The sequence below is a fragment of the Streptomyces roseolus genome (assembly GCF_014649855.1).
Classification (GTDB): Bacteria; Actinomycetota; Actinomycetes; order Streptomycetales; family Streptomycetaceae; genus Streptomyces; species Streptomyces roseolus.
In genome coordinates this window covers 74,350-92,144 of record NZ_BMTV01000020.1, presented here as the reverse complement: position 1 = coordinate 92,144, position 17,795 = coordinate 74,350, and the positions used below count along the sequence as shown (strand labels likewise).

Below are 17,795 nucleotides of genomic sequence, written 5' to 3'. Positions count from 1 at the left end.
AGAAAGAAAACCCGCTCACAGCAAGGGGGAAGCGCTGATGACCCAGCCGCCCAGCAACCAGCCGCCGGGGGGCTTCGGAGCTCCCCAGGATCCGAACCAGGGTGGCATGCCGCCCGTCCCGCCGGCCCAGCCGCCGCAGCCGCCCGCCCAGCCGCCGCAGATGCCGCCCGTCCCGCCGCAGATGCCCGGCCAGCCGCCGCAGGCCCAGCCCGGCTACGGCTACCCGCAGCAGGCCCCGCAGCACCAGCAGCCGGTCCCGCCGCCGTACGGCTATCCGCAGCAGGCCGCGCAGCCGGGCCCGTACGGCCAGCCGCAGCAGCCGGGCCCGTACGGGCAGCAGGCCAACCCCTACGGCGGCCACCCCGGCCAGACCCAGCCGATGTACCCGGGCGCGCCCGCCCCGGGCGGCGGTTCCGGCGGCGGTCCGTTCAAGGGCCGCACCGGCCTCGTCGCGATCGTCGCGGCCGCCGTCGTGCTCGTCGCCGGCGTCACCACCTGGGCCGTCGTCGGCGGCGGTGACGACGACAAGCCGACCGTCGCGCAGACGCCGACGAGCAGCTCCAGCGCCACCGACGGCCCGAAGCCGACCGAGTCGGTCGACCAGGGCGACGGCTCCGGCGACGGCGACAAGGGCGGCGAGGACGACCTCAACGCGGCCCGCCAGGAGGGCGAGGCGAAGGTCAACTTCCTCGCCACCAACGACGTCGACCTGCCCCGCAACGGCTCCGAGGTCTTCGGCCCGTGGATCGTCGGCGACACCGTCGTCAAGGCGATGTACAAGGGCGTCTCCGGCTACTCCCTGGCCGACGGCGCCAAGAAGTGGTCGGTCGACCTGCCCTTCAAGCTGTGCGCGGCCCCGGCCCAGCCCGGCGCCGACGGCCTCATGGTCTTCGGGTACGAGGAGAGCGCCAAGGACGGCGCCAAGTGCTCGATGCTCCAGCAGATCGACCTCAAGACCGGCAAGGCGGGCTGGAAGAAGGCCGTCCCGAAGCCGCAGGGCCTCTTCGCCTTCTCCGACAACACCCTCGCCATCGGCGGCAACACGGTCACCGCGGCCGGCAGCAGCAGCGCCTACGGCTTCTCCCTCACCGACGGCAAGCAGCTCTTCACCGGCCCCACCGGCGACTGCAAGCCGTACGCCTACGCCGGCGACGCCACCAAGCTGATCGCCGCCGGCCAGTGCCGCACCGGCGACGTGAACAAGGAACAGCACACGATCAGCGAGGTCGACCCCACCACGGGCAAGGCCAAGTGGACCTACCGGCTGGCGGCCACCTGGGAGGTCGACAAGGTCTACTCGGTGAACCCGCTCGTCGTCTCCGCCTTCCAGCGCGAGCAGAAGAAGTGGTCCGTCGTCGCGCTCAAGCCCGACGGCAAGGTGCGCTCCGAGATCCAGGGCGGCAAGGACAAGTACGCCCCGCGCTGCGGCGGCGGCCTGGTCATCTTCGGCCGCAACCTCCAGGGCTGCACCGGTGTCGCCGCCGGTGGCGACACCTTCTACATGGCGACCGACACCTCGTACGGCACCTCCAACGAGGTCGTCGCCTTCGACCTGAACACCGGCAAGCCGAAGTGGCGCTCGAAGGCCCCCGACGAGCAGCAGATGTCGCCGCTGCGCATGGAGGGCGGCGAGGTCCTCGCCTACGTCTCGCCCAGGTACGACAAGGGCGGCGCGGTCGCGACGATCGCCCCGGCCGGCGGTGCGCCGAAGATCCTCCTCAAGCACCCCGTCTCGGTCGCGCAGATCGAGAGCGGCTTCTTCAGCGCGGGCTACGCCTACGGCAACGGCACCTTCGTGATCGCGGCGGGCCGGGTCTCGGCGTCCAACGACGCCGAGGAGAAGGAGACCAAGACGATGATGGGCTTCAGCAAGTGAGGTACGCGGACCGATGACCCAGCCACCCCCTCCGCCGAACCAGCCCCCCGGCCCGCCGCCGGGCGGCTTCGGCGCCCCGCAGGACCCGGGCCAGGGACAGGGCCAGGGCGGTTTCGGCGCGCCGACGCCCCCGCCCCCGCCGCAGGGCGACCCCGGCTACGGTTACCCGCAGGCCCCGCAGGGGCAGCCCGGCTACGGCTACCCGCAGCAGGCCCCGCAGTACCAGCATCCGGTTCCGCCGCCGTACGGCTATCCCGGGGGGCAGCCCCAGCAGCCGTACGGCTACCCGACCGCGCCGCAGCAGCAGGTCCCGGCGGTCGCGCCGGGCGGCCGCCGGAAGCTGTCCGCGCAGGCGCAGATCATCGTCGCGGCGGCCGTGGCCGTCGCCCTGATCGTCGGCGGCGGCATCTGGTACGCCAACTCCGGCGCGGACCCGTCCCCGGACGCCAAGCCCGCGGGCGGCACCCGCCAGTCCCCGAACGGCGGCGGTGACGGCGGCGCCTCCGGTGACGGTGACGGCGGCGGCGCCGGCAACGGTCTGGGCGGCAACGGCAAGGAGAAGCCGGGCGACAAGACCGGCGCCCGCCTCGCCTTCCGCGTCGACGTGCCGAAGGTGCCCGACACCACGCCCGTCGACGGCTCCTGGCTCACCGACAAGACGTTCGTGAAGACGGGCGTGAACTCGGTCGTCGGCTACGACATCGACAAGGGCACGGTCTCCTGGACGATCCCGCTGCCCGGCCAGGTCTGCGGCGCGTCCCGGCACAAGACCGAGGACAACAAGGTGCCGGTCCTCTTCGAGGAGAAGAAGCGCGTCGCACCCCGCTACTACCAGAGCTGCAACCAGATCGGCATGCTCGACCTGAACACCGGCAAGCTCCTCTGGTCCGCCTCCGTCAGCGGCGGCGGCGACGAGAAGGCCCGCTTCAGCGAGGTGACGCTCGGCGGCGGCACCGTCGCGGCCGGCGGCACCGACGGCGGCGCGGCCTTCGACGCGGCCACCGGCAAGGTGCTCTGGAAGCCGCAGTCCAACGACCAGGGCTGCTACGACATGGGGTACGGCGGCGGCGCCGGCCTCGTCGCGGTCCGCAAGTGCGGCAAGTACGGCGCGCAGACCGTCTCCGTCCAGAACCTGGACCCGAAGTCGGGCAAGCCGCTCTCCGAGTTCAAGATGCCGCAGGGCGTGGAGTACGCGTCGGTCGTCTCGACCAAGCCGCTGGTGGTCGCGGCCAACGTCGGCGACGCCGCCGACGACGGCAGCAGCATCTCGGACTTCTTCTCCATCGACGAGAAGACCGGCAAGCTGCGGACCAAGATCACGGCCAACCCGGACCGCTACGCGGCCGAGTGCGGCGCCACCTCGGTGGAGGAGTGCTCGCAGGCCCTCGTCGGCGACGACCGGCTCTACCTGCCGACCGAGGAGCACGAGGGCTCCACCGGCGAGTACGGCGACGAGACCAACGAGATCGTCGCCTTCAGCCTCGCCGACGGCAAGATGGCACCCGAGAAGGCCGACGCGGGCGACGGCTACGTGCTGATGCCGCTGCGCATGGACGGCGGCGACCTCATCGCGTACAAGGCGCCCCCGCACGACAAGGGCGGGCAGCTCGTCTCCGTCCACGCGGGCACCATGAAGTCGACGCTGCTCCTGGAGAACCCCTCGGACAAGGCGAACCGTTCCATCGAGTCCAGCTTCTCGATCACCGGCGCCGAACTCCTCTACGCCGACGGACGGTTCTTCATCTCCGGCACCTACGCCAACAAGCCGAGGGAGACGGGCTCCGCCCTCGACAAGAAGTACCTCGCGGTCTCGTTCAGCACCAAGGGCTGACGTCCGCGGCCGACGCGAAGGGCCTCCCCGGGACACCGGGGAGGCCCTTCGCGCGTTCCGTCCCCCTTTCGGGCGGCGGAGGTTGACGGACCGTGGGGCGGGGGAGCGTGTAGCTTGCCGGGATCAGGGCTGCCGGGGGACGGCGCGCCCGGGGGAGGGGGACGACGGGATGGGCGTTCGGCTCGTGGTCGTGGACGACCACCGCCTGCACGCGGAGGCACTCGCCTCGGCGCTGAAGCTGCGCGGGCACCGGGTGCTCGCGGCGGCCGCGCCGGCCGCCGGCGCGGCGGAGGTCGTGGTGGGCCGGGCCCCCGAGGTCTGCCTCTTCGGCACGGCGGCGCCGGCCGCCGCCGGGGCCTTCGAGCCGGTCGCGCGGATCAAGCGGGAGCGGCCGCAGGTGGCCGTGGTCGTCCTCGGCCCGGTGCCGTCGCCGCGCGGGATCGCCGCCGCCTTCGCGGCCGGGGCGTCCGGGTACGTCCGTCACGACGAGCGGATCGAGGGCGTCGAGCGGGCCCTGCTGAAGGCGCGGGCGGGCGAGGCGGCGGTGGCGCCGCAGCTGCTCGCCGGGGCCTTCGCGGAGCTGCTGAACCCGGCGGCGCAGCCGGACGACGAGGCGCAGCGGCTGCTGGCGCTGCTGACCCACCGCGAGGTGGAGGTCCTGGTGCGGGTCGCGGAGGGCGAGGGCACCCGGCTGATCGCGGCGGGGATGGGGATCGCGCCGAGCACGGCGCGGACGCACGTGCAGCGGGTGCTGATGAAGCTGGGCGTCGGGTCTCGGCTGGAGGCGGCGGCGCTGGCCGCGAGGACCGGCCTCCTCGACCGGGCGGTGCCGCGGCAGCGGACGGCGCACTGAGCTCTCCGGAAGGGTGCCGCGGGGACGCGCCCTTGACCTCGATGTTCGGTTGTGGTTCTTTGTGCGTGGTTCTGTTTGTTCGCGCCCGGAGGGCACCCCGTGAAGAAGACCGTCACCACGCTCGCCGACGGGCGCGAGCTCATCTACTACGACAGTCGCGACGACCTCGTCCGCACCGCCGTCGACCCGCGCCCCCTCGCCCCCGTCACCTCCCGCTCGGAGATCCGGTACGACGAGCTGACCGGCGACCACGTCGCCGTCGCCTCCCACCGGCAGACCCGCACCTACCTCCCGCCGGCCGACGCCTGCCCGCTCTGCCCGGCCAGGGACGGACGCGAGAGCGAGATCCCCGAGGAGAGCTACGAGGTCGCGGTCTTCGAGAACCGCTTCCCCGCCCTCTCCGGCGGCGTGGGCCGCTGCGAGGTCGTCTGCTTCACCGACGACCACACCGCCTCCTTCGCCGACCTCACCGAGGAGCGGGCCCGCCTCGTCCTCGACGCCTGGACCGACCGCACCGCGGCCCTCTCCGCCCTCCCCGGCGTCCAGCAGGTCTACTGCTTCGAGAACCGGGGCCAGGAGATCGGCGTCACCCTCCCCCACGCCCACGGCCAGATCTACGCCTTCCCGTACGTCACCCCCCGCACCGCCCTGATGCGCCGCCGCATCGACGAGCACCGCCGGGAGACCGGCCGGAACCTCTTCGACGACCTCGTCGCCCGCGAACGCGCCCACGGTGAACGCGTGGTCCTGGAGACCGCCCACTGGATCGCCTTCGTGCCGTACGCCGCCAAGTGGCCGTACGAGGTCCACCTCCACCCCAAGCGGCGCGTCCCCGACCTCCTCGGCCTCGACGAGGCCGCCCGCACGGAGTTCGCACAGGTCCATCTGGAACTCTTGAGGCGCTTCGACCGGATCTTCGGCCCGGCGGAGCCGCCCACGCCCTACATCGCCGCCTGGCACCAGGCGCCGTTCACGGACGAGCGGCGGGAGGACTTCGGACTGCACCTGGAGCTGTTCACGGTCCGGCGCGCCTCCGGCAAGCTGAAGTTCCTCGCGGGCACCGAGTCCGGCATGGGCGCGTTCATGAACGACATCCGGCCGGAGGACGCGGCCCGGCGCATCCGAGAGGTGGCAAGCGCATGACGACGGCCAAGAAGTACCTGGTCACGGGCGGAGCCGGCTATGTGGGCGGCACGGTCGCCGCCCGCCTCCTGGAGCGGGGGGACCGGGTCACCGTCCTCGACGACCTCTCCACCGGCTTCCGGGAGGGCGTCCCGGCCGGCGCCGAGTTCGTCGAGGGCCGCGTCCAGGACGCCGCCCGCTGGCTCGACGGCTCCTACGACGGCGTCCTCCACTTCGCCGCGTACTCGCAGGTCGGCGAGTCCGTCGCCCGGCCGGAGAAGTACTGGGAGAACAACGTCGGCGGCACCATGGCGCTGCTCGCCGCGATGCGCGCGGCCGGCGTCCGCAAGCTGGTCTTCTCCTCCACCGCCGCCACCTACGGCGAGCCCGCGACCGTCCCGATCACCGAGGCCGCCGCCACCGCCCCCACCAGCCCCTACGGGGCGAGCAAGCTGGCCGTCGACCACATGATCACCGGCGAGTGCGCCGCCCACGGCCTCGCCGCCGCCTCGCTGCGCTACTTCAACGTCGCCGGGGCCCACGGAGGGCTCGGCGAACGGCACGACCCCGAGTCGCACCTCATCCCGCTGGTCCTCCAGGTCGCCCTCGGCCGCCGCGAGGCGATCTCCGTCTACGGCGACGACTACCCGACCCCCGACGGCACCTGCGTCCGCGACTACATCCACGTCGCCGACCTCGCCGAGGCCCACCTCCTCGCCCTCGACGCCATGACCCGGGGCGACGTCCCGGCCGGCGAGCACCTGGTCTGCAACCTCGGCAACGGCAACGGCTTCTCCGTCCGCGAGGTGATCGAGACCGTCCGCAAGGTCACCGGCCACCCGATCCCGGAGATCGCCGCCGAGCGCCGCCCCGGCGACCCGGCCGTCCTCGTCGCCTCCGCCGACACCGCCCGCGAGCGGCTCGGCTGGATCCCGTCCCGCCCCGACCTGGCGGACGTCGTCGCCGACGCCTGGGCCTTCGCCCGGCACCGTCACCAGGAGGAGGGCGCATGAGCGTCGCCGCCGGCTTCGAGGCGCTGTACGGCGCCGCGCCCGACGGGGTCTGGGCCGCCCCCGGCCGGGTCAACCTCATCGGGGAGTACACCGACTTCAACGACGGCTTCGTGCTGCCGCTCGCCCTGCCGCACACCACCGTCGCCGCCGTCTCCCGCCGCGACGACGGCGTCCTGCGGCTGCACTCCGGGGATGTCGACGGCGGGATCGTCCGGCTCGACGTGGCGGACCTGGAGCCCCTCTCCGGCGGCGGCTGGGCCGCCTACCCGGCCGGGGTCGTCTGGGCGCTGCGGGAGGCCGGGCACCCGGTCGCCGGCGCCGACGTCCACCTCGTCTCCACCGTGCCGACCGGCGCCGGGCTCTCCTCCTCGGCGGCCCTGGAGGTCGTCACCGCCCTCGCCCTGAACGACCTCTTCGAGCTGGGGCTCACCCGGCCCGAGCTGGCCCGGATCGCCCAGCGCGCCGAGAACGCCTTCGTCGGCGTGCCCTGCGGGATCATGGACCAGATGGCCTCCGCGTGCGCCGTGGAGGGCCACGCCCTCCACCTGGACACCCGGGACCTGTCCCACCGTCAGGTGCCCTTCGACCTCGCCGCCGAGGGGCTCGCGCTCCTGGTCGTGGACACCCGGGTGAAGCACGCGCTCGGGGACGGCGCGTACGCGGAACGGTGCGCCGGTTGTGAAGCGGGCGCGCGGGCGCTCGGGGTGCGCGCCCTGCGCGAGGTGGACGCCGCGCATCTGCCCGCCGCGCTCGACCGTCTGAGCGACGGCACGATTCTGCGGTACGTCCGGCACGTGGTGTCGGACAACGACCGGGTGGCCCGGGTGATCGCCCTGCTCGACGCCGGCGCGACCCGGGCGGTCGGCCCGCTCCTCACCGAGGGCCACGCCTCGCTCCGGGACGACCTGCGGGTCTCCTGCGCGGAGCTGGACCTGGTGGTCGAGGCGGCGAACGCGGCCGGGGCGCTCGGCGCCCGGATGACCGGCGGCGGCTTCGGCGGCTCGGCGGTGGTCCTGGTGGACGCGGACCGGGCGGAGGACGTCGCGGCGGCGGTCCGGAAGGCCTTCGCGGACGCCGGGCACGCGGAGCCGGGGATCTTCCCGGCCGTCCCCTCGGCGGGCGCCCGCCGTCTCTGAGGAGCCCCGTCCGTGATCCTTCCGGCCACACGGACGGTCGACTTCGGACACTTCCGCCCATCGGCCCCCACGGCGGTGCCCCGCCCCTACTCTGTGGGGCAGCACCGGTGGGGGCCGGTGCCGTTCAGGGGAGCGAGACCCGTCGGGTACGGCGCCGGGAGCGGGGTACAGGTCTGGTCACGGCGGCGGCCGTGCGCCCGACGGACCCGCCCCCCGGCGCCGTACCGCGCCGGCCTCTCCTCGACACTTGGGGGTGTCCGTGGCACGAATCCGGGTCCTGGTGGTGGACGACCACCGCGTCTTCGCCGAGTCGCTGGCCGCCGCGCTCGCGGCCGAGCCGGACGTCGACGTCGCCGCGGCGGGCACGGGTCCCGCCGCCATGCGCTGTCTGGACCGGGGCGTCGCGGAGGGGCGCCGGTTCGACGTGCTGCTCGTCGACGCCGATCTGGGCGCGCCGGCCGGGGCCGTACCGCCTCCTCGTGAGGGCGAGCCCGCCGTGGACGGGATCTCGCTGGTCGCGGGGGTGCGGAAGGCCCAGCCCTCGGTGCGCGCGGTCGTGCTCGCCGAGAAGGACGACGCCCGCCGTGCCGCGCTCGCGCTCCAGGCGGGGGCCTCCGGCTGGGTGGCGAAGGACTCCTCGCTCCAGCGGCTGCTCGCCGTGGTGCGCGGGGTGCTGCGGGACGAGACGCACCTGCCGCCGGCGCTGCTGACGGGGGTGCTGCGGGAGCTGACGGCGGCCCGGCGGCACCGGACGGAGAGCGAGCGGCTCGTGGAGTCGCTGACCCCGCGCGAGCGGGAGGTGCTGCGCTGCATGGTCGCGGGCCTGGGCCGCAAGGCGGTGGCGGAGCGCCTCTTCCTCTCCCCGCACACCGTCCGCACGCACATGCAGAACGTGCTGGGGAAGCTGGGCGTCCACTCGACGCTCGCGGCGGTGGCGCTGGCCCGGCGGGCGGGCGTGGGTCCGGCGCCGCTGTCGGCACCGGGACCGGTCCTAGCCGGGGACGTTGTCGAACGGGGCGGTCAGCCGGCGTAGCAGGGCGGCCAGTTCGGCGCGCTGGGGGCGGGAGAGCTGGGCGAGGATGGCGCGCTCCTGGGCGAGCAGCCCGGCGAGCGCCTCGTCGGCGCGGTCGCGTCCCTCGGGGGTGAGGCGGACCAGGACCCCGCGCCGATCGCTGGGGTCGGGGAGCCGTTCGACCAGGCCCTTCTTGGTGAGCCGGTCGATGCGGTTGGTCATGGTGCCGGAGGTCACCAGGGTCTGGGTGAGGAGCTGGCCGGGGGAGAGCTGGTACGGGGCTCCGGCGCGGCGCAGCGAGGTGAGGACGTCGAACTCCCAGGGCTCCAGCTGGTGCTCCGAGAAGGCGAGGCGGCGGGCGCGGTCGAGGTGCCGGGCCAGCCGGGAGACGCGGCTGAGGACCTCCAACGGCTCCACGTCGAGGTCCGGGCGCTCGCGGCGCCATGCAGCGACCAGTCGGTCGACCTCGTCCTCCATGTGATCAGTGTAGAGGGTCTGTTGACATAAAGTCTCTTGCATTCGAGTTTCTCGACATCATGAATCTCGATCTCAAGATATAGTTCGCGCAACTATGGGGAAGAGACCCGGCCGGAACCGGTTCCGTTTGGCCGACTCTCGCCTGCAAGGGGGCTTCGAACATGCATTCCGACGACTCCGTCGCCGCACCGGTGTGGGACCCGCACCAGTACCTCCGCCACTCCACCCACCGCACCCGCCCCTTCCTCGACCTCCTCCAGCGAATACCGCCCCTCCCCGACCACGGCGGCCCCGCCCGCGTCGCCGACCTCGGCTGCGGACCCGGCAACGTCACCGCCCTCCTCGCCGACCGCTGGCCCGACGCCCGCATCACCGGCTTCGACCTCTCGCCCGAGATGCTCCAGCAGGCCGAGAAGGACTGGGCCGGCAGCACCGCCGGCGGCGGCTGGCTCGACTTCCGCCCCGCCGACGCCGCTCACTGGACCCCCACCGAGCCGTACGACCTGATCGTCTCCAACGCCGCCCTCCAGTGGGTCCCCAACCACCCCGAGTCCTTCGCCGCCTGGATCGACGGACTGCGCCCCGGCGGCGTCCTCGCCTTCCAGGTCCCCGGCAACTTCACCTCCCCCAGCCACGCCCTCCTCGGCGAACTCTGCGCCCGCCCCGAATGGCGCGGCCGGCTCGCCGGCCAGGGCCGCCGCTTCGTCCACATCCTCGAAGCCGCCGACTACCTCACCCGCCTCACCGCCCTCGGCTGCGAGACCGACGTCTGGGAGACCGTCTACTGCCAGCTCCTCCAGGGCGAGGACCCCGTCCTCGACTGGGTGAAGGGCACCGCCCTGCGCCCCGTCCTCACCACCCTCGGCGACGACCGGGCCGCGATCGACGCCTTCCTCGCCCAGTACCGCGACCTCCTCCGCGAGGCCTACCCCCCGGGCCCGGACGGCACGGTCTTCCCGTTCCGCCGCGTCTTCGCGGTCGCCCGCAAGCCGGCCTGACCCCCTGGAAACGCGGCCGCCCCCGCACCGGAGGGAACCGGTGCGGGGGCGGCCGACGGGCCCGACCCGAGGGTCAGTTGAACTTGTTGTAGACCTGGTAGCCGGTGCCGGCGCTCTTCTGCTTGGCGAAGCGGGCCGACGAGGTGTTCAGGTAGGGGTAGAGCTCGCCCGCGCTGTTGATGCCGAGGAGGTCGCCCTTGCCGTCGGCGTTCAGGTCGCCGGGGGCCGTGAGGTGCTTGAAGGTGTTCCAGCCGCCGCCGACCGGCTTGCGCGCCCCGAAGACCGCGGTGTCCTTGCCGGTGCCCGGGTAGACGTACAGGTCGCCGCCGGTGGTGCGGGCCACCAGGTCGGTGAGGCCGTCACCGGTGTAGTCGCCGGCGCCGAGGAGCTTGTTGAAGCCGTTCCAGCCGCCGCCGATGCGCATCTTGGTCGCGAAGCGGGTGCCGAGGCCGTTGCCCTTGTAGAGCCACAGGACGCCGTCGCGGTCGCGGGCGACGAGGTCGCCCTTGCCGTCGCCGGTCAGGTCGCCGGGGCCGACGACGGAGGTGAAGACGCCCCAGCCGCCGCCGATGTCCTGACCGTCGATGATCAGGTGGCCGTCGACGATGAAGACGTCGTCGCCGACGCCGTCGTCGTTCGTCGACGCGATGCTGAAGAAGTTCGCGCTCGCCATGAACGGGTCGGCCCCGTGGATGAGGAGGCGGGGGCTGAGCCGGCCCGTGGTGGTGTTGTCGTACCAGTACCACGAACCGTTGGTGGTGACGGCGTTGACGCCCGCGCGGCCCAGGTACGGGATGCTGCCCGCGTTGGCGATCTGCGCGGCGTCCGCCCAGACGCCCTTGTCGCCCTCCTGCACGCGGCCCGCGAGGGTGCCGTCGCCCTTCGGGGCGTAGAAGAAGAGCGTGCCGTCCAGGGAGCGGCCGAGGAGGCTGCCGCCCCCGCCCGCCACGATCTGGGTGTACGTCTGCCAGCCGCCGCCGATGGCCTTGGGGGCGGCGAAGGGCTGGGCGACGACGCCGGTGCCCGGGTAGAAGACCAGCTGGCCGTCGGGGGTGCGGGCGTACAGGTCGGCGTGGCCGTCGCCGTTGCCGTCGCCGGCGCCGACGATCTGGTCGAACTTGTTCCAGCCGGAGCCGACCAGGGCCCGGCCGCTCAGCGGCTTGTCCGCGCTGCCGGTGCCGAGGTACAGGTACAGCTGGCCGGTCTTGGCGCGGCCGATGACGTCGGCACGGCCGTCGCCGTTCACGTCGCCGGGCGAGAAGACCTTGTTGTAGGTCTGCCAGCCACCGCCCACGAAGGTGCCCGGACGCGGGTTGCCTTCCGCGTCCTGGCTGCCGAACTCGTCGTTGTCGTGATACATGACGAGCGCGCCGGTCTCGCTGACCGTCAGCACCTCGGGCCGAGCGTCCCCGGACTGGTTGCCGATCGGGACGACGTCCTTCACGACGTTCTCGATGTCGCCGAACAGGAACAGGCCGGTACCCGTGACCGAGTTCAGGAAACCGCTCGTGTCGCGGTAGATGAGGTCCTCGAAGCCGTCACCGTCCAGGTCCGAAAGGAGCGGCGAGGCGGCCGCGGCGGCCTGCGCGTCCGCACGGGCCGCACCGGCCTGAGGAAGCGTCAGCGTCCGCTGCGCGGGCTTGTGGTCCTGCTTCCGCTCGGTGAGCAGACGCGACTTCGACGGAACGGCGTCGTCGGCCGAGGCGGGGGTCGCCAGCAGCATGCCGGCGGAGAGGGCGAGGGCGGTGCACGCGGCGACGCGGCGACCACGCCCGGAGAACATGGAACGCAAAGGATCCCCCCCTGGGGAACATGAAGATGTGGGTACCGGGGTGGTTCCGCACGCCTTCGCGACGCACCCGCGTGCGAAGGGCGAACGCCTCCCCCGATGTGTGCGTGAGTGTAGCGCCCGGCGCCGACATCCGGACGAACGGATGCCGGCGCCGGGGTGACGTGGACTAGTACAGGTTGGAGTAGACCTGCCAGCCGCCGCCGACCGCGGCCCGCGGCGCGAAGACGCCCTTCGTGGCGGTGGAGTGGTAGCGGTACAGCGTGCCGCCGGACGTCGTCGCGAGCAGGTCCGCGCGGCCGTCGCCGTCCATGTCACCGGGGGCGGCGATCTGCCGGTACGCGTTCCAGCCGCCACCGATCCGGTACCGGGTCTCGAACGGCCGCGTCGACACGCCCGTGCCCTTGTACAGCCACAGGACGCCCGAGCCGTCCCGCGCGAGGATGTCCGCGCGGCCGTCGCCCGACACGTCACCGGCGCCGATCAGACGGTTGTACTGGCCCCAGCCGCTGCCGACCCGGAGCCGGGACGCGAAGCCGGTCCCCTCGCCGTTGCCCCGCTGCAGGTACAGGACGCCCGACCGGTCCCGGGTCAGCAGGTCGCCCTTGCCGTCGCCGTTCAGGTCGCCGGGCCCGAAGACGTGGTTGTACGAGCCCCAGCCGCCGCCGCTCCAGCCGCCGGTGTAGAGGGTGCCGTCGAGGGTGAAGAACAGGTCGCCGAAGACGTCCCCGTCGAGCGAGGCGGCGAAGCCCAGCGGGGCGCCGGACCAGTCGCCCTCGAACGGCTCGCGCGCGGTCAGCTTGCCGTTGTTCGTCGCCCCGTACCAGTACAGGGTGCCGCCGGGCGTCCGGGCCAGCAGCGCGTTCTTGCCGGCGAAGGCGATCGAGCCGGAACCGGCGAACTGGTCGACCGCGAGGTATCCGCCGGTCGAGAGGCGCTGACGGGCCTCGAACGTGCCGTTGCCGCGGCCCGCGTAGGCCCACAGCGAGCCGTCGGTGACGGACCGGGCGTACAGGTCGGCGTGCCCGTCGCCGTTGATGTCGTCCGCCGGCAGGATCTGGTTGTACGTGTTCCAGCCGCCGCCGACGAACTTCTTCGGCTTGAACGGGTTCGTCTTCACCCCGGTGCTGCCGTAGAAGTACAGGCTGCCGTCGGGCGTGCGGGCCACCGCGTCGCCCCGGCCGTCGCCGTCGTTGTCGCCGATGCCGACGAGCTGGTCGAAGGCACCCCAGCCGGTGCCCGCCTTCACCGGCGCCGAGAACGGCGCGGAGGGGCTGCCGGTGCTCCGGTAGAAGTACAGGTCGCCGTTGTGCTTGCGGGCCAGCAGGTCGAAGCGGCCATCGCCGTCGACGTCACCGGGCGAGAAGACCTTGTTGTAGACGTTCCAGCCGCCGCCGGTCCAGTAGTGCGAGCTGCCGCTCAGCGTGGCGCCGCCCTGGAGCTCGGCCTTGCCGTGCTTGGTCAGCACCAGCACCTCGGGCATGCCGTCGGCGTTCTGGTCGCCGAGCGGCACCAGGTCCATGGAGACCTCGTAGGACCCGGAGCTGTACCACGGCCCGCTCGGCGTGTCGCTGCTCGGCACCACGCCGAGCCCGCCGCCCCAGTCGCGGAGCAGGATGTCCGTGAGACCGTCCCCGTCCACGTCGAACCGGGGCGGCAGCGCCTCGCCCGCCTGCGCGGTCCGGGCGGTACCGGCGGAGCGCAGCGGCGACAGGTCGAGGTCGGGCAGCGGGGTCGCGGCGTGACGCGGCAGCTCCTTCGCGGTCGGCGGTACGGGCGCGGGCTGGGCCACGGCGGGAGACGCCAGCAGCATGCCGGCGGAGAGGGCGAGCGCGGTGCACGCGGCGATCCGGCGGCCGCGCAGGGAGAAAGCGGTACGCAAAACTGATCCCCCCCTGGGGAACGTGAGAACAGGATCCAGGACAGGGCTCCGCTCCTGCTCCGCGCGGCAGAAGGCACGCGCGGAGGGCGGACACCCCCCCGGATGTGGGGGGATCATAACCTTGATCGTTGATCCGGCAACGAGCCTTTTCGAGATCCGTCAGGTCGGCGGCGCCGGCCCGGGCCCCGGAACCGTCGCCGGGCCCGCGGGCCCGGCCTCAGCTCTTCCGGTGCCCTATCAGCCGCGGCCTCTGCTCCAGCCCGTCCAGACCGTGCCACGCCAGGTTCACCAGGTGCGCCGCGACCTCCGCCTTCTTCGGCTTGCGGACGTCCAGCCACCACTGGCCGGTCAGCGCCACACTGCCGACCAGCGCCTGCGCGTACAGCGGCGCCAGCTTCGGGTCGAAGCCGCGCGCCTTGAACTCCAGGCCCAGGATGTCCTCGACCTGCGTGGCGATGTCGCTGATCAGCGAGGCGAACGTACCCGTGGACTGCGCCACCGGGGAGTCCCGGACCAGGATCCGGAACCCGTCCGTGTAGTTCTCGATGTAGTCCAGGAGCGCGAACGCCGCCTGTTCGAGCAGCTCCCGCGGATGGCCCGCCGTCAACGCGCCCGTCACCCCGTCGAGGAGCTGGCGCATCTCCCGGTCGACCACGACCGCGTACAGCCCCTCCTTGCCGCCGAAGTGCTCGTACACCACCGGCTTCGAGACCCCGGCCTTCGCCGCGATCTCCTCCACCGACGTGCCCTCGAACCCCTTCGCGGCGAAGAGCGTCCGGCCGATGTCCAGGAGCTGCTCCCGGCGCTCCGCGCCGGTCATCCGCACCCGGCGGCTCCGCCGGGGCTTCGCTCCGGTACCGCCCGTACCGCTGGTGCTGCTGGAACTGCCGTCGATCGCCACGTCTTCCATCATGCCGCGTCTGCGGACGCGGCCCGGCGCCGGGCGTCGATCCGGGACCGCGCCGGCCACCGCACGTCGTACGCCCAGCCGGCCTGCTCGAACCAGCGGATCAGCCGGGCGCTGGAGTCGACCTGCCCCTTCAGCACCCCGTGCCGCGCCGACGTCGGGTCCGCGTGGTGCAGGTTGTGCCACGACTCCCCGCAGGACAGCACCGCCAGCCACCACACGTTCCCCGAACGGTCACGCGACTTGAACGGACGCTTGCCCACCGCGTGGCAGATCGAGTTGATCGACCACGTCACGTGGTGCAGCAGGCAGACCCGGACCAGCGAACCCCAGAAGAACGCCGTGAACGCGCCCCACCACGACCACGTCACCAACCCGCCGATCACCGGCGGGATCGCCAGCGACACGACCGTCCACAGCACGAACTGCCGCGAGATCCGCCGGATCGCCGGGTCCTTGATCAGATCCGGCGCGTACTTGTGCTGCGGCGTCCGCTCCTCGTCGAACATCCAGCCGATGTGCGCCCACCACAGGCCCTTCAGCAGCGCCGGGACCGTCTCGCCGAACCGCCACGGGGAGTGCGGGTCGCCCTCCGAGTCCGAGAACTTGTGGTGCTTGCGGTGATCCGCCACCCACCGAACCAGCGGCCCCTCCACCGCGAGCGACCCCATGATCGCCAGCGCGATCCGCAGCGGCCGCTTCGCCTTGAACGACCCGTGCGTGAAGTACCGGTGGAAACCGATCGTGATGCCGTGGCAGCCGATGTAGTACATCGCCGTCATCAGCCCCAGGTCCAGCCAGCTCACCCCCCAGCCCCAGGCCAGCGGCACCGCCGCGAGCAGCGCCACGAACGGCACCACGATGAACAGCCCCAGCGCGAGCTGTTCGACGGAGCCCTTGCTGTCGCCGCCGAGCGTGGCGGAGGGCAGGGCCTGGGCCTGATCCGGCGACTCGGACGCCGAGGTCATTTCGGGGGTGATGGTCATACGTGTGTCCCCTGGGGGGTGAGGAAGAGGATGAAGGCGCGGCCGGAATCGGCCGCGTCGAGGCTACGGCTGCGTAACCTACGGCAACGTAAGTATGGCAGCGCGACGGCGCCCGGCAAGAGGGCACAAGCGGGGGGCTCGCCCACGTCCAGGGAATGGACACCTATCCTGGGGACGCCGGACAGCGCGGTCCGCAAGCCTCCAGAACCCTCCAGACGTGCTTGAACACTGCAAGGAGCCACACCTGTGAGCAGTGCCGACCAGACTCCCACCACCAACGCCGAGCTGCGCGCCGACATCCGCCGACTGGGCGATCTCCTCGGCGAGACCCTCGTACGCCAGGAGGGCCACGACCTCCTCGACCTCGTCGAGAAGGTCCGGCGGCTCACCCGCGAGGACGGCGACGCCGCCGCCGAGCTGCTCCGCGGCGTCGAACTGGAGACGGCGGCCAAGCTCGTCCGCGCGTTCTCCACCTACTTCCACCTGGCGAACGTCACCGAGCAGGTCCACCGCGGCCGCGAGCTCCGCGAGAAGCGCGCCGCCGACGGCAGCCTCCTGGCCCGCACCGCCGACATGCTCAAGGACGGCGACCCCGCCCACGTCCGCGAGACGATCAAGAACCTCAACGTGCGCCCCGTCTTCACCGCGCACCCCACCGAGGCCGCCCGCCGCTCCGTCCTCAACAAGCTCCGCCGCATCGGCGCCCTCCTGGAGAGCCCGGTCACCGAGGCCGACCGGCGCCGCCACGACCTCCGCCTCGCCGAGAACATCGACCTCATCTGGCAGACCGACGAACTCCGCGTCGTCCGCCCGGAGCCCGCCGACGAGGCCCGCAACGCCATCTACTACCTCGACGAGCTCCACGCGGGCGCCGTCGGCGACGTCCTGGAGGACCTCGCCGCCGAGCTGGAGCGCGTCGGCTACGAGCTCCCCGCCGGCACCCGCCCCCTCACCTTCGGCACCTGGATCGGCGGCGACCGCGACGGCAACCCCAACGTGACCCCCCAGGTCACCTGGGACGTCCTGATCCTCCAGCACGAGCACGGCATCACCGACGCCCTGGAGCTCATCGACTTCCTCCGCGGCCTCCTCTCCAACTCCATCCGCTACACCGGGGCCACCCAGGAACTCCTGGACTCCCTCCAGCGCGACCTCGACCTCCTCCCCGAGATCAGCCCGCGCTACAAGCGGCTCAACGCCGAGGAGCCGTACCGCCTCAAGGCCACCTGCGTCCGCCAGAAGCTCCTCAACACCCGCGAGCGCCTCGCCAACGGCACCCCCCACCAGGACGGCCGCGACTACCTGGGCACCGCCGAGCTCCTCCAGGACCTCACCCTCATCCAGACCTCCCTGCGCGAGCACCGCGGCGGCATCTTCGCCGACGGCCGGATGGACCGCACCATCCGCACCCTCGCCGCCTTCGGCCTCCAGCTCGCCACCATGGACGTCCGCGAGCACGCCGACGCCCACCACCACGCCCTCGGCCAGCTCTTCGACCGCCTCGGCGAGGAGTCCTGGCGGTACGCCGACATGCCCCGCGACTACCGGCAGAAGCTCCTCGCCAAGGAGCTCCGCTCCCGCCGGCCGCTCGCCCCCACCCCGGCCCCGCTCGACGCCCCCGGCCAGAAGACCCTCGGCGTCTTCCACACCGTCAAGGAAGCCTTCGAGCGCTTCGGCCCCGAAGTCATCGAGTCCTACATCATCTCGATGTGCCAGGGCGCCGACGACGTCTTCGCCGCCACCGTCCTCGCCCGCGAGGCCGGCCTCATCGACCTGCACGCCGGCTGGGCCAAGATCGGCATCGTGCCGCTCCTGGAGACCACCGACGAGCTCAAGGCCGCCGACGTCATCCTCAACGACATGCTCGCCGACCCCTCCTACCGACGCCTCGTCGCGCTCCGCGGCGACGTCCA

The 17,795-nt window shown here is 72.8% G+C and carries 14 protein-coding genes; 9 read left to right on the top strand and 5 right to left on the bottom strand.

The window, feature by feature from the left end; genetic code table 11:
* Nucleotides 1–37 precede the first annotated feature (37 nt).
* The 7 genes from IE245_RS23275 (at nucleotide 38) to IE245_RS23245 (ending at nucleotide 8,864) form a co-directional block, all read left to right on the top strand.
* The gene (locus IE245_RS23275) at nucleotides 38–1,876 is read left to right on the top strand and encodes an outer membrane protein assembly factor BamB family protein (protein ID WP_189950694.1); all 1,839 of its coding nucleotides are present in this window, start codon (nucleotides 38–40) and stop codon (nucleotides 1,874–1,876) included.
* Nucleotides 1,877–1,889: 13 nt separating this feature from the next.
* On the top strand, nucleotides 1,890–3,707 hold the full coding sequence (locus tag IE245_RS23270; RefSeq protein WP_189950692.1) for an outer membrane protein assembly factor BamB family protein: 1,818 nt from the start codon (nucleotides 1,890–1,892) through the stop codon (nucleotides 3,705–3,707).
* A 169-nt stretch (nucleotides 3,708–3,876) separates the two neighbouring features.
* Complete coding sequence (locus IE245_RS23265) at nucleotides 3,877–4,560, top strand: helix-turn-helix transcriptional regulator (RefSeq protein WP_189950690.1); 684 nt, start codon at nucleotides 3,877–3,879, stop codon at nucleotides 4,558–4,560.
* A 99-nt stretch (nucleotides 4,561–4,659) separates the two neighbouring features.
* On the top strand, nucleotides 4,660–5,703 hold the full coding sequence (gene galT, locus IE245_RS23260) for a galactose-1-phosphate uridylyltransferase (protein ID WP_189950688.1): 1,044 nt from the start codon (nucleotides 4,660–4,662) through the stop codon (nucleotides 5,701–5,703).
* Nucleotides 5,700–6,695 carry a UDP-glucose 4-epimerase GalE gene (gene galE, locus IE245_RS23255; protein ID WP_189950686.1) on the top strand — a complete coding sequence of 332 codons (996 nt, stop codon included), beginning with the start codon at nucleotides 5,700–5,702 and terminating at the stop codon, nucleotides 6,693–6,695. Before galT ends, galE begins: the two co-directional genes overlap by 4 nt.
* The gene (gene galK / locus IE245_RS23250) at nucleotides 6,692–7,831 is read left to right on the top strand and encodes a galactokinase (protein ID WP_189950685.1); all 1,140 of its coding nucleotides are present in this window, start codon (nucleotides 6,692–6,694) and stop codon (nucleotides 7,829–7,831) included. The genes galE and galK overlap by 4 nt, the downstream gene beginning before the upstream one ends.
* Nucleotides 7,832–8,078: 247 nt before the next feature.
* Entirely contained in the window at nucleotides 8,079–8,864 is a 786-nt protein-coding gene (locus IE245_RS23245) for a LuxR C-terminal-related transcriptional regulator (RefSeq protein ID WP_189950682.1), read from the top strand.
* Here the strand turns inward: IE245_RS23245 and IE245_RS23240 are convergent.
* Complete coding sequence (locus IE245_RS23240) at nucleotides 8,823–9,320, bottom strand: MarR family winged helix-turn-helix transcriptional regulator (protein WP_030494707.1); 498 nt, start codon at nucleotides 9,318–9,320, stop codon at nucleotides 8,823–8,825. The two genes, IE245_RS23245 and IE245_RS23240, sit on opposite strands and share 42 nt — an antisense overlap.
* Nucleotides 9,321–9,481: 161 nt before the next feature.
* Here IE245_RS23240 and IE245_RS23235 point away from each other — a divergent pair, with 161 nt between their 5' ends.
* A complete protein-coding gene (locus IE245_RS23235) occupies nucleotides 9,482–10,318 on the top strand; it encodes a trans-aconitate 2-methyltransferase (RefSeq protein WP_189950680.1) in 837 nt (278 codons plus the stop codon).
* A gap of 73 nt (nucleotides 10,319–10,391) precedes the next feature.
* Here IE245_RS23235 and IE245_RS23230 read toward each other — a convergent pair whose 3' ends face one another.
* The 4 genes from IE245_RS23230 to IE245_RS23215 form a co-directional block, all read right to left on the bottom strand.
* Nucleotides 10,392–12,101 carry an FG-GAP repeat domain-containing protein gene (locus IE245_RS23230; protein ID WP_189950678.1) on the bottom strand — a complete coding sequence of 570 codons (1,710 nt, stop codon included), beginning with the start codon at nucleotides 12,099–12,101 and terminating at the stop codon, nucleotides 10,392–10,394.
* A 175-nt stretch (nucleotides 12,102–12,276) separates the two neighbouring features.
* Complete coding sequence (locus tag IE245_RS23225) at nucleotides 12,277–13,989, bottom strand: FG-GAP repeat domain-containing protein (RefSeq protein ID WP_229851456.1); 1,713 nt, start codon at nucleotides 13,987–13,989, stop codon at nucleotides 12,277–12,279.
* A gap of 217 nt (nucleotides 13,990–14,206) precedes the next feature.
* Nucleotides 14,207–14,902 carry a TetR/AcrR family transcriptional regulator gene (locus tag IE245_RS23220; protein WP_189950674.1) on the bottom strand — a complete coding sequence of 232 codons (696 nt, stop codon included), beginning with the start codon at nucleotides 14,900–14,902 and terminating at the stop codon, nucleotides 14,207–14,209.
* Entirely contained in the window at nucleotides 14,899–15,882 is a 984-nt protein-coding gene (locus tag IE245_RS23215; RefSeq protein ID WP_229851455.1) for an acyl-CoA desaturase, read from the bottom strand. Before IE245_RS23215 ends, IE245_RS23220 begins: the two co-directional genes overlap by 4 nt.
* Before the next feature lie 246 nt (nucleotides 15,883–16,128).
* Here IE245_RS23215 and IE245_RS37155 point away from each other — a divergent pair.
* The coding region (locus IE245_RS37155) for a phosphoenolpyruvate carboxylase (RefSeq protein WP_229851454.1) at nucleotides 16,129–17,795 on the top strand (1,667 nt) is incomplete at its 3' end.